The following is a 13,384-nucleotide window of genomic DNA, read 5'->3' on the forward strand; positions in this document are numbered from 1 at the left end:
AATATCAATTCAACAGGCGATTCTCCTCAACGATACAAAGGTCTCGACTTCATCGTTTTTTTTGTATTTCATACTGACGTCACTTATCGATTCAATCACCGAGGCAACATCGGACCATAACAATAAGAGTTTATTCTGCAGCTGTAGATCGAGTGGAACCTATCGAGGGCCAATTTTGGGCCCAGACCCTGCCTTTCGATTACTTCCAAGGGAGTCTTTACTCCCCTGCCGATCATCTTTTTTCGCCAAATTTGGTGTGTACTTCAGGAGAGAGACATGGAAACTAGTACAACCCTCCCAAGGAAATACTTTGTCGTCGTGACCCACAGCACTACGTCGCAGCGTGAACTTGAGACCATCCTGTCCAGTGAGCGTTTCAACTCGTTTGGCACCTCCCAGGCACAAATGTTTGTTGAAGGTGTTGCTTCGCCCTCTTCCGCTCCCGTGCTGATGGAGTTCAGCTACCCCAACGTTTCAAGGAAAAACGTTGCGCGCAGTATCGAACACGATACACAGCGACTATTGGCCACTCTGGAATCCGAATGGCTGGCAGCGCAATCGACGAATCCATTCCACAGCATGCCGGCAACTGCCGGGGCAGCCAACGATATCTCGCGAACAATAGAGGGCGACACGCCTTACAGCGAAGCCTGGCAACTCGACAAGGATCAAAGCGTATTGGCAAAAGAGGGCGTCGAGATCAGCCTGACCGGATTGGAAGCCGCGCTGGTAAAGAAGATGCTGCACCATGAAGAGCGCGTCGTCAGTCGCGACGAATTGATCCTCAGCATCGGCAGGGAGCCGGAGCAGTATCGCGGCCTGGAAATGTGCCTGAGCCGGTTGCAAGACAAATTCAAATTGGCCAGTAAGGGTGAACGACTGTTTCGCGCAGTCAGAAATCGTGGCTATTGCCTGATCCAGGAAGTCGTGGCGTAAACACCTCAACCTTTAGCAATTAAAACAAACAGAAACAGTGCGACTACAACAATAAAAAAAGCACTCTGTTTGGTTTCAACCTCCGCGCTGGCAAAATCCTCTTATCCCCACCCCTCCTACAATACCAAAGACCGCTCTAATTATTCACCCTCTTCCATTCGACCTTTTCTAACGCTCGATCTTTTCTACAATCCTGATAGTTGGCACTTGGCCATCTTGTTAGAACTCGTCAGACAGTATCTCCGCCAATAACTTAGTCTATTGACTGACGACAGTTCGGCATATCGACGTTGTTACCTCAGGACACTCACTCTAACAACAATAACAAGTCTGCTTAACAACTCGGATTTCAACTGTCGAAACCTGAATGGACGTCTTTTGGGGATATGGTATGGATCTTACTCTTAGTATCAATCGAAACACTGGCCTCAAGGGACTTACCTTTTGGGGACAATGGGCGCTGGCACAGGGCTTTGTAGTTTCTCTGTTGTTCATACTTGCTGAACGGCACACCGGATCGGTCGAGTTCTATTACCGGATGTGCGCAACGCTCGCCGTCCTGGCCTCGGTTCCGGCTTATACGTTCAGCGGTGTGTACCGCAAAAGAGACAACTATCTGTCAGGGCTCGGGCGCCTGTTCATGGGCTGGTCCATGACGATGGCGGCGCTGGCCTGCATCGCGTTTATCTGCAAGGCCGATGAGTTGTTTTCCCGACAAGTCATCCTGGGTTGGGCGGTGTACGGTTTCCTCGGACAGGCGTTGCTGTATGCGCCGCTGCATGCGTTTTCGAAGTTCTACCAGCGGTCACGCAAAAGCGAGCATAAAACCCTGATCGTCGGCACCGGTGAACTGGCACTGGGATTGGCGAACAAGCTGAGCGACCTCGAGAACCTGCCATTGGTGGGCCTGGTCAGCAACGGCACCCTTCCCTCCCTGGAACCCGGCGCACCCCGCATCGTCGGCGACCAGGAAGACCTGCTGGATCTGATCAAGACCCATGACATCCGTCGTTTGTACATCACGCTGCCCCTGTCGGAAGCGGCACAAATCGAAGCCATGTACGTCGATTTGCTGGATGCCAACGTTGACGTGGTCTGGGTGCCGGACTTGAACAGCCTGACGCTGCTCAATCACTCGGTGAAAGTCGTGGACGGCTTGCCGGCGATCTACCTGAACGAAAGTCCGCTGACCAGCCGGCCCACTGCCGCGCTGAGTAAAAGCCTCGCGGAAAAAAGCGTGGCCCTGCTGGCCATTATCCTGCTGAGCCCGGTGTTGCTGCTCATTGCACTGGCCGTCAAACTCAATTCGCCCGGCCCGGTGTTCTTCAAGCAGGACCGCCATGGCTGGAACGGCAAGGTGATCCAGGTGTGGAAGTTCCGCTCCATGCGGGTGCACGACGATCATGAGGTCAAGCAGGCCAGCCGTAACGACTCGCGCATCACCGCCGTCGGACGCTTCATCCGCCGCACTTCGCTGGACGAGTTGCCGCAACTGTTCAACGTGCTGCAAGGACACATGGCACTGGTCGGCCCTCGCCCTCACGCCATCGCACACAACAATTACTACTCCGGGAAAATTCTCGCCTACATGGCACGCCATCGAATCAAACCGGGCATTACGGGCCTGGCGCAAATCAATGGTTGCCGTGGCGAGACGGACACCATCGACAAGATGCAGAAGCGTGTCGAGATCGACCTCAAGTACATCAACAACTGGTCGTTGTGGCTGGACCTGAAGATTCTGGTGAAGACGCCGTTCACCTTGTTGTCGAAAGACATCTATTGATGGTTTAGGGCTGCACAAGGCAACACCGCAAGGGGACGCAAGTCCCCTTTTTTGTGGCTGTGATTCGGGAGTTGGGCGGCTGCCCGGATCTCCGGTTCACCAAAAAGCCCCCCCCTGTGGGAGCCTGCTCGCGAAAGCGTCGGGTCAGCCAACATGGATGCTGGATGTGCCGACGCCATCGCGAGCAAGCTCGCTCCCACAGGGGATTGGCGGTGTGCCTGGATATACGGGTCGCCAAGTAACTACTGTGGGAGCGGGCTTGCCCGCGATAGCGTCGGATCAGCCAACATGGATGCTGGATGTGCCGACGCCATCGCGAGCAAGCTCGCTCCCACAGGAATCGGGTGTGTAGCCAGATTTCCGAGTCACCAATAGCCCCCTGTGGGAGCGCGGCTTGCCTGCGATGGCGTCGGGTCAGGCAATATGGATGCTGGCTATGCCGACACCATCGCGAGCAAGCTCGCTCCCACAGGTTACTCGGTGATCTTCTCGAAGTTGCGATAGAACATGTCGTCGTCGCGGCTGTCGGTCATGGAGTGCAGCTGGAAGCTGCGATTGAGCCGTGCACCGCCGTCCCGGGTCAGTGGCGACCAGACGAGGTTGGCGCGGCGCATGGTCGACATGCTCATCAGTTCGTCGAACGGAATGGACAGATAGATGCCTTTGTCGAAACTACCTTCGCCATATTCAGCACCGGTGGCAGTGGTGATCGTTGCCCAGGCGCCAAACCGTACGCCGTTGGAAAACTCCCGCGAGATATCCAGTGTGCCGCCCCAGTCACCCGCCAGGTACCGCCCGACGCTGACGGCTGCCAGCGTATCGTAGGGCAAGTCGGTGTAGCCGGTGATGTGGCCGGTCACCACTGAATAATCACGCAAGCCAAACCCCTGGTCGAACTCCCGCTGGCGGACGTAGTTCAGGTCCGCGCCCACCGACCAGCGCTCGCCGGTCGGACGGAACAGCACCTCGCCCCCGACGCCGGCAAACATCGACTCCAGGTAGCCACCGTAGACCATGCCATACAGGTCCTTGTCCAACTGCTCGGCATGGCTGACCTGGAACAACGGCATGGTGACATCGGACGTGGTCATGTACTGGCGCAAGTCCGTGCGCACGCGGGGCAAGCCACTGGGTGCGTCATAGGTGAACTTGTCGAAGTTGTTGATCAGGTTGGCACTGAGCAAGCCACTCCACCAGGTGTTGCGGTTGAAGCGGTACTCGGCGTCCGCGTCGGCGCTGAACTGATAGAGCAAGCCATCGGGGCCGCCGACGTTCTGCTTGAAGCCCAGCCCGACACCATAAGCGAATGGCTGCATCGCTTCGGTGTAGAGGGTTTTCTCGTTGTGCGGCATCGCCGGGTTGATCTCGGTGGTGCGGTGCAGCGATTGCAGCGGCTCCTCGTTGTTGATCACTTCGCGGAAGGTTTGCCGAGGCACGCTGGTTTCTTCAAGCGGCAGGCCGTAGCGCTTGTTCACCACGGTGAACCAGTCGATATCGTCGTTGACGCTGTTGTCCAGAATGCGGCTCGCGCGCCCTACGGCCTTGGCCGAATGGAAGTAGCGCTGCTGCTCGCCGTACACGAACAATTCGGAATCGCGCTGGCTGATGCGCTCGACCTTGTACCCGGCATTTTGCTGCAGGCGCCGGGACACATCGGCCCAGTCGACCTGATCCATCCCGGTGCTCGGCGCCTTCGCCGGCAAGGGTTCAGCCGGCGGATCGAACGTCTTGGCCGGCGCCTTGCGGCTGGCGAAGTTGGTGTGAAAGGTGACGCCGAACATCGCCGTGTTGCCGCGCTCCCAGGCCGCGCTGACGTCGATCGAGTCAGTCAGCTTGAACACCGCGCCAAGGTTGATCGGCGTGTCCTGCTTGATCACGTTGTCCTTCGGCTCGTGCTTGTAATCGTTGCCTTCGTACTCGAGTTTCAGGCTGAGCCGATCCCAGGGTGTCTGGTAGCTCACGCCGCCGAAAAAGGAAGGACTACCGCGAAAATAAGCCCCGGCGTTGACATCACCGGTGCCTTCGTTGTTTGGCCGTGTCTTGAATCGATCACTGAGGTAGCCCAGCGGGTTTTCGAAGTCGCCGCGGTTGCCCAGGTAGCCCCAGGCAATACCGGCACTGAAATCAAAATTGTCGTAGCGCTTGTTGGCCACCACGAACTCACTGGAGAACAGGCCTGTACCACCGATGTCCCGGAAACCCAAGGCCACCTCGGGCGCCCAATGGGTTTCTTCCCACAGGCGGGCCTTGAGGTCGACCGCCTTGTCCTTATAGCTCTGGTTGCCGCTCAACGATTCGGGGCCGTAAGGGCGGTTGGTGATCGCGGTGTAGCGAAACGAACCTTCCAGCCACTCAAGCGGCTGAAGTGAAACGCTGTAGCGACTATAGGGGTCGGTGCGGTTGGCATTCAGGCTCAACTCACCGGCCGGCGCCATGCGCGCCGTCGGCGTTTGCAACAAGCCCGCGCCACCGAAATCATTCTGGGTAATGCGTGGTTCTGCATAAGCCAGACCACACGGCAATAACAATACGGCTGCAAAACGTAAATTCAACGAACCACCTCAGCCAGCTGCGTGGCAATAAATTCGGCCAACTGCTGATTCAGTTCAGGGACAGGCGGATCAAGGTCATCGGTTTTGACCGGGACCAGAATCCTGCTGCCGGCGACAGGTATCTGCCCGCTCTCACGATTCCAGTGCGCAATGCCCACGCGCCGGGTGACGCCGTTGGGCTGGATCAACCACAGGTAATCGGCGTCCGCATCGACCAGCGGCGTGCAACCCTGCAGGTAATCGCGGGCCTCTTGCAGTGGCTGATAGGTCAACCGGCACGACTCGGCGACAGCGCCGAGCACCTCGACTTCGTCGACCCGCATCGGGTAGATGAGGCGATCGCCGTCGTCCAGGCGGATGTTGCGGGCAAACCCGACTTCCACGGCGACCGGGTCCAGAACCGCCACCTGGCGCCCGGTGACCGGCATGCGCCGGACTTGCTCGGCCAAGCGCACCGCCAGGGCAGCCCGGCTCGGCCTGTCGAAAAGCACGGCCATGCGTTGCAACACATCCAGATCGAACAGCACCCCGGCCTTGAGCCGGGCCTGTTGCTCGACCAGGGACTGACGCAGCAATACGCCCGCCAACCAGTAACTCTCGGCATTGGGCTGGGCCACGTTGATCACGTCCAGCAACCGCCCGCCCGCTGGCAGGTCGACCGGCCCCGGGTTGGCCACGTCACCGGTGACGGTGACCGCCCCATGGCTGAGGCTGGTGAGCAACAGCAGGCACGCCGATAGAGCCCTGACCCGCATCACCGGGCATGCCTGCGGTCAGGGGTCAGTTGCACGATCTTGACCCGCAGTTGCGAGGTCAGTTGCTGCTCACTCTGCACAATGAAACCGTCAACGGGGTCGACCCAGTAACGATTGGTCGCACGCAGGCCGATGGCCGGCGCGTCAATCTGCTCATCGACACGTAGCACGGCGTATTCCTTGTTGAGGATTTCCAGGGTTTCCATGGATTTGCGCGAGAAGCGACTGTTCAAGGTCACCCCGACTTCCTGGCCCTGGTAGAGATCGATCCAGCGCTGGCTGGTGTAGCCATCGGGCACTTTGTGGAGGCCTTGCTTGAAGGGCGAGACGTCAGCAAGGCGCGTCCCGTCCAGATCGCCGCCCAGGCCCAGGCCGATGCTGCGCACCGCCAGGCCATCGCGCATGAGCAGAACCTGTTTGCCGGACGCGACCCAGAACTGCAGGTCGTCGCGCTCACGCACCAGCGCCAGCACGCCGGAACCGGACGGTGTGGTCAGCTTGAGCTGGGGATAGCGGACATCCGCCACCTGGGCCGCCGTCACGTCCAGCTCATCCGGCCCTGACACCGCGGATTTGAGGTTGGTCAACGAAGCGACCATCAGCGGGTTACAGCCACACAACATCAAGGCCGCTATCAAGCAGACGCCAACTTTCAACGTTCTCACGATCGGACCCGGCCTTAATTGCTGTTGCTGCTGACTTCACTCATGTTCTTCGCCGCGGAAGCGCCCGTACCGACAATCGATGCCGACGGCACCAACTGGCTGATGAAGCGATTCCAGCGAGTCACGTTGGCAGGACCTACGTAGACGACGTCCTGGGGACGTACTTCAAAGTGCGTGGCCAGCGCCATGGCGGTCGGTGATTCGGCTTGCAACTGGTAGACCTTCGCCGGTTCCACATCGAGGTTTTCAACACCCCTGATCACGTACACGGCATTACCGTTGGAGGTGGTCTGACTCAAGCCGCCGACCGAGCCCAGCACATCGGACAGGTTCATGGTGGCGGTCTTGAAGCTCAGTGCGCGCGGCTGGTTGACCTCACCCATGACGTAGATGCGCTTCTTGTCGTTGTACGGCAGATACAACTGGTCGCCACCCTTGAGATAGACGTTCTGCAACTCGGAATCCGACTGATTGAGCGTGTCGAGATTGAGCGTATAGACCCGCCCGTTTCGCGTCAGCAACAGTCCGGACAAGTCGGCGCTCGCCGTATCGATACCGGCTGAACCAAGGGCCTCGACCACACTGAGCGGATTGGTGGAAATCGCTTGCGGACCAGCCTTCGAAACGGCGCCCGTCACCACGACTTTCTGGCTGGAAAAGCGCAACACGGCGACATCCACTTGCGGCTCCGCGATGAAGGCCGACAGCCTGGCTTCGATGTCCGCCCGCAGTTGCTGGACGGTTTTACCGGCCGCCTGGACCTCTTTGATAAACGGGTAGTAGAGCGTGCCATCGGCACGTACCAGGCGACCGTTGGCGTCAATCTGCTGTTGCGCGCCGGAGGGTGCCGTCAGCTCCGGGTGGTCCCAGACCGTGATGTACAGCACATCGTTACTGCCGATGCGGTACTCGGCCGGGGCCGCCAGCAATTCCGCCGGCACGGACTCACGCTTTTGCGTGGCCCTGTTCATGGAGATGAGCTTGGGTGTGATCGGAATGAGCTCGACCCGGCTGCTCTCACTGGCGCCCTGGCGTGTGATATCACTGGTGCTCAGGTATTGGCCGGGGGAAAACATGCAACCTTGTAAAGCGATGCTTGCCAACATTAAAAGAGAAAAACTACGAGTCATAATGGCACTACGCTATTCAAGGGCGAATCTAAAAACAAAGTCACCCGATTTGCATCGGGCGACCTTGTACTGCACCAACAGGTGTATCAGTTAGTTGTGCGTGCCGGTTGTACCCGTGGTACCTGTCGTACCCGTCGTACCGCCGTTTGCACTTCCACCACTGTTGGACGCCGCTACAGCACTGGCGACCATTGCAGTACTGGCTGCAGTGGCTTGAGTCGCCGCCACGTTACCCAATACATTGGTCGCAGTTGTAAGCGGCGCTTCTACCGCGGACGCCCAGTTGCTCAACATCGTCAACAGGGCAATTGCCATCGCTTTCTTCATATCAACTCCTTTCTAACATTCAACCTGATAGAAATCGGGCATTACGTTAGAGGTGGTAGAGTTCAAGTCCGCAAAAATGCGAACAAGATCCGTTGTTCTTTCACAGTCTTACCCAACTGATAAAAGTCGAACGGCAGGTTTATATCTACGGACTTGCAAAAGGCATGGCCAGTGTATTTTCCCGACGATATCTAACAACCTGACCGGAAATAACATTGGGCTAAAACGCCATCATCCCAGGTAGCCTTTGGGGTGATTGGATTGCCAGCGCCAGGTATCGACGACCATGTCCTGCAAGTTGCGCGTGGCTTTCCAGCCCAGTTCCTTCTGCGCCTTGGAAGGGTCGGCCCAGCTCTCGGCGATATCACCCGAGCGACGCGGCATCATCCGATAGGGCACCGGCTGGCCACATGCCTGCTCAAACGCTCGCAGTACTTGCAACACGCTGTAGCCATCGCCCGTGCCCAGGTTCCAGGTATGGATGCCAGTGCGCCCGGCGATGGACTGCAAGGCCTTCAGATGCCCGTCCGCCAGGTCCACGACGTGGATGTAGTCGCGCACCCCGGTACCGTCGACCGTGGGGTAATCGTTGCCGAAGATCGACAACTCCTGCAGGCTGCCCACCGCCACCTGGCTGATGTAGGGCACCAGGTTATTCGGTATGCCACTGGGGTCTTCGCCCAGATGACCGCTGTCATGCGCGCCGATCGGGTTGAAGTAACGCAACAGCGCGATGCTCCAGCGCGGTTCGGCCAGGCTCAGGTCGCGCAGCACATTTTCGACGATCAGCTTGGATTGACCGTAGGGATTGGTGGGGTTGCCCGTGGGGAAATCCTCGCGGATCGGCATCTGCTCCGGCTCGCCGTATACCGTGGCCGATGAACTGAACACCAGGCGAAACACCCCGGCAGCGGCCATCGCCTGACACAGCGTGATGCTGCCGCTGACGTTGGTCTCGTAATACTCTAGCGGCTTGCGCACGCTCTCGCCCACGGCCTTGAGACCGGCAAAGTGCAGGACGGCATCGATGGCGTGCTGCTGGAAAATCCGGTCCAGCAAGGCCCGGTCGCACACATCGCCGCGAATCATCAGCGCACTCTTGCCGCAAATGGCTTCCACCGCGTGCAATGCCGCGTCGCTGCTGTTGCAAAGATTATCCAGCACAACAACTTCATAGCCTGCCTCAAGCAGCGCGAGCGTGGTGTGCGAACCGATATATCCAGCTCCACCCGTTACCAGAATTTTCATAGCGCGGTCCATAGTGGGAAAAGTGCGAAGTTGCGTGTCAAGCCCCTCTTGTTAAAGCTGTGTGCTGAACCACACAAATAAGAGCGACAACAACCCAAAACAAAATTAGTTCAACGACTGGCAATAAATATTTTTTCAGGCCAAACTGTATTGCGGAATACTTATTAGCATTCCGACGCACTCACCACTATCAACAGATACCGACTAAAAATAACTAACAACTATCAACCCGACATCTCATAACATTGTCGCGTTATCCGCACATTGCTATTTGCCACTAGTGGCCAGTCTCAGGTATTAAAGTAAGCCTTCAATAATCATTGAAACTTGCAATCACTCGTTATTGCGCGCACCCGTTGGCTGTGTTCCATGACTGTCCAGGATACTTTTATGATTCGTAAATGTTTGTTCCCCGCTGCCGGCTATGGCACTCGTTTCTTGCCGGCGACCAAAGCCATGCCCAAGGAAATGCTGCCGATCGTCAACAAGCCATTGATCGAGTACGCCGTCGAAGAAGCACGGGACGCCGGCCTGCAACACATGGCGATCGTCACCGGTCGGGGCAAGCGCGCGCTGGAAGACCACTTCGACATCAGCTATGAGCTGGAGCACCAGATTCGCGGCACCGAGAAAGAGAAGTTCCTCGCCGGAACCCGCGAGCTCATCGACACCTGCACCTTCTCCTACACCCGCCAGGTGGAAATGAAGGGCCTGGGCCACGCGATTCTCAGTGGCCGTCCGTTGATCGGCGACGAACCCTTCGCCGTGGTACTGGCCGATGACCTGTGCCTGAACCTGGAAGGTGATGGCGTCCTCACGCAAATGATCGAGCTGTACAAGAAATTCCGCTGCTCGATCGTGGCGATCCAGGAAGTCCCCCGCGACCAGACCCACAAGTACGGCGTGATTGCCGGCGAGCCGATCTCCGACGGGATTTACCGGGTCAACAACATGGTGGAAAAACCGGCCCCGCAGGACGCCCCGTCGAACCTGGCGATCATCGGTCGCTACATTCTGACGCCGGATATCTTCGACCTGATCGCCGACACCGAACCGGGTAAAGGCGGGGAAATCCAGATCACCGACGCGCTGATGAAACAGGCGCAGAACGGCTGTGTGCTGGCCTACAAGTTCAAGGGTTTGCGCTTCGATTGCGGCGATGCCGAGGGTTACCTGCAGGCGACCAACTTCTGCTACGAGAACGTTTACTTGAAGGGCCGCTAAGACGGCTCCAACACCCGACGCCCACTCTTCATTCAGGCAGGCCAACCATGAACATTGCACAGCTCTCGGCATACATTGAAATGGAGGTGGGCAACCTCGGGGTGATGTCCTCGTTGTCACGCCATCAGCGGTTGCCGAGCGCCAACGAATCCTGGCTCGGCCCCACTCTGCTGGTGGAGCGAATCGGTATGTTTCCCTCTTCCGGAGACATCCGCCGGCCGATGCTCGACCCTTATCCCCTCCTGGCCCACCTGAAAAAGCTTTACCGCGGGCAGGCGCTGGAAATCGACGACCGCGATGGACTGAAAGTGATTTTCAGCGACTGGCGGTTCAGGGTGCGCATTTGCTGCAACGACCCGGCCATCATCATCAACGTGGAAACCCGTTGTGCGACGCAACTGATGCCGCTTAAAACCGCAGAGCTGCTCGCTCATCTGGAGCACTTCGAATCGGCTGCCCTGTAGGAGCGAGCTTGCTCGCGAAAAACTCAATGACACCGCAGCTCTTCAGGATTCGCGCGTTATCGTTGACGACCATCGCGAGCAAGCTCGCTCCTACAGGTATCCTGTGCTGATTCCCCGGTATTGCCACCGACAATAAGACGATAGAAGTAATCGGCAATCACTCGCCCACCCGTGGCCGGAACCGGATGAATCTTGTCCGGGCCGATCATGGTGGCGGCATAGCGCTTGAAGTCGGTGCCGAACGCACACTGCAGATTGGCGTAACCGAGGTGTTCCTTGCGTGCCCAGGGTTCCAGGACTTGCGCATAGGCCGACATCGGGTAAGCACTGGAACGTGTGGTGTCCTGACGCAGGATCAGGTTGATGCTCGCCGCCGGTTGAATCTCGCGGACCATCCCCACCAAGCCCTGGATGTTCTTCAGGTACTGCTCGGGTTTCACGCCAAAACCCTGATCGTTGCCACCCAGCATGATCAGGTAGATGTCGGCAGGAATCTTCGACACCACCGTCTTCCACTGCGCCTGCCAACGGCCATCGCTGTGGTAGAAGTCAGCGGACGCCGCGCCGGACGCCGCGAGTTTGGACACCCTCACGCCGTCCTGTTGGTTGCTCATCCACAGCCCAAAGAGCGTTGGCGCGCCTTTCACCACTTCCAGCCGAAACGCCCAGTCTTTCGCTACCGATGTGCCTGGCAGTGGCACTTCCTGAACCCCTGAACCTGCGAGCGTCAATGGCTGCCAGGATTGCGACGGTGCCCAGCGGTAGCGAACCTCATTGGGTTCGCCATTGCCGAGGTAGAGCAATTTCGCCTGGGTGACAGCCGTGTTGATGGTCGGTGTCGGATCGGCATCGATCTCCAGCCAGGCACCGGGCCGACCGGCAAGGGTACGACTGTCGGGGCTGGCCTGGCCGAGGGCGGACACTTGCCAGTCACCGCCGAAGTACTTCTCACTGCTGCGGGTGTATTTGAAGTGCGTGCCGCCCAGTGCAGCGCCGTGGTTGAAGCCGACATAGCCGGGACCGGCGAAACCCGCCTCCCCGGCCAGCCGCTGCACCAGTTTGTTCAGATAGAAATCCTGCCCGGCACTGTAGCTGTCGCCGATCACCGAGATGGACAGGACCTTCCCACCCTTCCCTTCGCGCCACTGGCCAAACCGTTCGCGAGCGTCGCCGACCTCGACCACTGACGCCGCAACAGGCTGGACGTCATCAACTGCCAACATGCATCTCTTCCTTCACTCGGACACTCATCAGGTCTGGGGCACCGGGGCGACGTTTGCCGGCGGTTTTTTCGCCGCCGCACGCTCACCCAGGAACAGCACGGAGGTGAAGTTGAATCGACTGAACACCATAGATAGCACCACCGGCCCCAGCAAGCCACACGTCAGGCCACCGAACACCAGAAGGCTTTCGTCCTTCACGCCCAACCGCCCCAGGACAAACCGCGAAGTGGCGGCAAACAACACATGGAACAAGAAGATCGCGTAGGAGTACCCGCCGAGCCAGGTCAGCCACTTCGAGCGCATGTCACTCGACAGCAACGCCATGCAGGACACGCAACCCACGGTCAGACCGATCAGGCTGCGGCGATCAACGATCAACTCGCGATCCACCGCCGCCACGTACAGCAGCGTCAGCGAGATCAACACAAACACCAACGGCCCGATCACCTTGAACCGTTGTTTCAATCCATCAACATTTTCCTGGCCAATCATGCCCGCCACAAAAAACGGTAGCAGGTAGATCGCGCCGTTGATGCCGAACGCATCGAACTTGAACGGCGGTAGCAAGAACAGCACCGCCGCAAAGGCAAACAGCAGATACAGGCGCGTCGCCGAGCGCAGCCAGCCACGCCACTCCAGCAGGCCGACGAACATGAAAATGATGAACACCGCCTGCAAGAACCAGAAGTGGTTGATCGGCACCCAGAACGACAACAACGCATCGATCACGCCGACGTCCTTGTTCACGCCCGGGCCCACCGCCTGCAATACGGAGAACGGCACGCCCACGCAGAACAGCGGCACGATCAATCGTCGCACCTTGCCGGAGAAGAACGCCGAAAAGTCATTCCCACGGATTTTGTAGATGGAATAGATGTAGCCGGAAATGAAGGTGAACAGCGGCATGCGCACATACACCATCGAGTCGGCGATCACCCGGAACGGCGAGCCCAGGTCGATTTTCAAGCCGCCGCCCAACGGGCCGATGACGTGATAGAGCACCAGCAGCAGGCACGCCAGGCCGCGCAGGGTTTCGATCTCCAGGGACTTTTTCTTGCTCGACATAAAGCACCT

At 58.3% G+C, this 13,384-nt stretch carries 12 protein-coding genes; 4 read left to right on the top strand and 8 right to left on the bottom strand.

The window, feature by feature from the left end; genetic code table 11:
* The first annotated feature begins 276 nt into the window (after positions 1-276).
* Positions 277-936 (top strand): winged helix-turn-helix domain-containing protein, encoded by a 660-nt coding sequence (locus tag KW841_RS07345; RefSeq protein WP_218474928.1) that lies wholly within the window; start codon positions 277-279, stop codon positions 934-936.
* A gap of 391 nt (positions 937-1,327) precedes the next feature.
* Positions 1,328-2,722, top strand: coding sequence for an undecaprenyl-phosphate glucose phosphotransferase (locus KW841_RS07350; RefSeq protein WP_218474931.1), 1,395 nt, complete (start codon positions 1,328-1,330; stop codon positions 2,720-2,722).
* A gap of 473 nt (positions 2,723-3,195) precedes the next feature.
* Here KW841_RS07350 and KW841_RS07355 read toward each other — a convergent pair whose 3' ends face one another.
* The 6 genes from KW841_RS07355 to galE all read right to left on the bottom strand — a co-directional run bounded on the left by KW841_RS07355 (position 3,196) and on the right by galE (position 9,399).
* Positions 3,196-5,274: a YjbH domain-containing protein gene (locus KW841_RS07355; protein WP_218474933.1), complete on the bottom strand. Its 2,079-nt coding sequence runs from the start codon at positions 5,272-5,274 to the stop codon at positions 3,196-3,198.
* Complete coding sequence (locus tag KW841_RS07360) at positions 5,271-6,029, bottom strand: capsule biosynthesis GfcC family protein (RefSeq protein WP_218474935.1); 759 nt, start codon at positions 6,027-6,029, stop codon at positions 5,271-5,273. Before KW841_RS07360 ends, KW841_RS07355 begins: the two co-directional genes overlap by 4 nt.
* Entirely contained in the window at positions 6,029-6,694 is a 666-nt protein-coding gene (locus KW841_RS07365) for a YjbF family lipoprotein (protein ID WP_218474938.1), read from the bottom strand. Before KW841_RS07365 ends, KW841_RS07360 begins: the two co-directional genes overlap by 1 nt.
* A 14-nt stretch (positions 6,695-6,708) precedes the next feature.
* Positions 6,709-7,770: a polysaccharide biosynthesis/export family protein gene (locus KW841_RS07370; RefSeq protein ID WP_116582078.1), complete on the bottom strand. Its 1,062-nt coding sequence runs from the start codon at positions 7,768-7,770 to the stop codon at positions 6,709-6,711.
* 144 nt (positions 7,771-7,914) lie between these two features.
* Positions 7,915-8,151 (bottom strand): hypothetical protein, encoded by a 237-nt coding sequence (locus tag KW841_RS07375; protein WP_102698709.1) that lies wholly within the window; start codon positions 8,149-8,151, stop codon positions 7,915-7,917.
* 231 nt (positions 8,152-8,382) lie between these two features.
* Entirely contained in the window at positions 8,383-9,399 is a 1,017-nt protein-coding gene (galE, locus tag KW841_RS07380; protein WP_217837708.1) for a UDP-glucose 4-epimerase GalE, read from the bottom strand.
* Positions 9,400-9,789: 390 nt separating this feature from the next.
* Between galE and galU the strand changes: the two genes are divergently transcribed.
* Positions 9,790-10,623 (top strand): UTP--glucose-1-phosphate uridylyltransferase GalU, encoded by an 834-nt coding sequence (galU, locus tag KW841_RS07385; RefSeq protein WP_102698711.1) that lies wholly within the window; start codon positions 9,790-9,792, stop codon positions 10,621-10,623.
* A 47-nt stretch (positions 10,624-10,670) separates the two neighbouring features.
* A complete protein-coding gene (locus tag KW841_RS07390) occupies positions 10,671-11,087 on the top strand; it encodes a mannose-1-phosphate guanylyltransferase (RefSeq protein ID WP_218474940.1) in 417 nt (138 codons plus the stop codon).
* A gap of 56 nt (positions 11,088-11,143) precedes the next feature.
* Here the strand turns inward: KW841_RS07390 and KW841_RS07395 are convergent, their stop codons facing one another.
* A complete protein-coding gene (locus KW841_RS07395; RefSeq protein WP_218474942.1) occupies positions 11,144-12,310 on the bottom strand; it encodes an SGNH/GDSL hydrolase family protein in 1,167 nt (388 codons plus the stop codon).
* 27 nt (positions 12,311-12,337) lie between these two features.
* The gene (locus tag KW841_RS07400; RefSeq protein WP_218474946.1) at positions 12,338-13,375 is read right to left on the bottom strand and encodes an acyltransferase family protein; all 1,038 of its coding nucleotides are present in this window, start codon (positions 13,373-13,375) and stop codon (positions 12,338-12,340) included.
* Between the last annotated feature and the right edge of the window lie 9 nt (positions 13,376-13,384).

Origin of the sequence: Pseudomonas sp. PDM28 (assembly GCF_019219115.1) — a bacterium.
Taxonomy (GTDB): Bacteria; Pseudomonadota; Gammaproteobacteria; order Pseudomonadales; family Pseudomonadaceae; genus Aquipseudomonas; species Aquipseudomonas laurylsulfatiphila.

Coding starts and splice junctions, on each gene's coding strand:
- KW841_RS07345 (WP_218474928.1), top strand. CDS start 277: ATGGAAACTAGTACAACCCTCCCAAGGAAATACTTTGTCGTCGTGACC.
- KW841_RS07350 (WP_218474931.1), top strand. CDS start 1,328: ATGGATCTTACTCTTAGTATCAATCGAAACACTGGCCTCAAGGGACTT.
- KW841_RS07360 (WP_218474935.1), bottom strand. CDS start 6,029: ATGCGGGTCAGGGCTCTATCGGCGTGCCTGCTGTTGCTCACCAGCCTC.
- KW841_RS07370 (WP_116582078.1), bottom strand. CDS start 7,770: ATGTTTTCCCCCGGCCAATACCTGAGCACCAGTGATATCACACGCCAG.
- KW841_RS07375 (WP_102698709.1), bottom strand. CDS start 8,151: ATGAAGAAAGCGATGGCAATTGCCCTGTTGACGATGTTGAGCAACTGG.
- galE (WP_217837708.1), bottom strand. CDS start 9,399: ATGAAAATTCTGGTAACGGGTGGAGCTGGATATATCGGTTCGCACACC.
- galU (WP_102698711.1), top strand. CDS start 9,790: ATGATTCGTAAATGTTTGTTCCCCGCTGCCGGCTATGGCACTCGTTTC.
- KW841_RS07390 (WP_218474940.1), top strand. CDS start 10,671: ATGAACATTGCACAGCTCTCGGCATACATTGAAATGGAGGTGGGCAAC.
- KW841_RS07395 (WP_218474942.1), bottom strand. CDS start 12,310: ATGTTGGCAGTTGATGACGTCCAGCCTGTTGCGGCGTCAGTGGTCGAG.
- KW841_RS07400 (WP_218474946.1), bottom strand. CDS start 13,375: ATGTCGAGCAAGAAAAAGTCCCTGGAGATCGAAACCCTGCGCGGCCTG.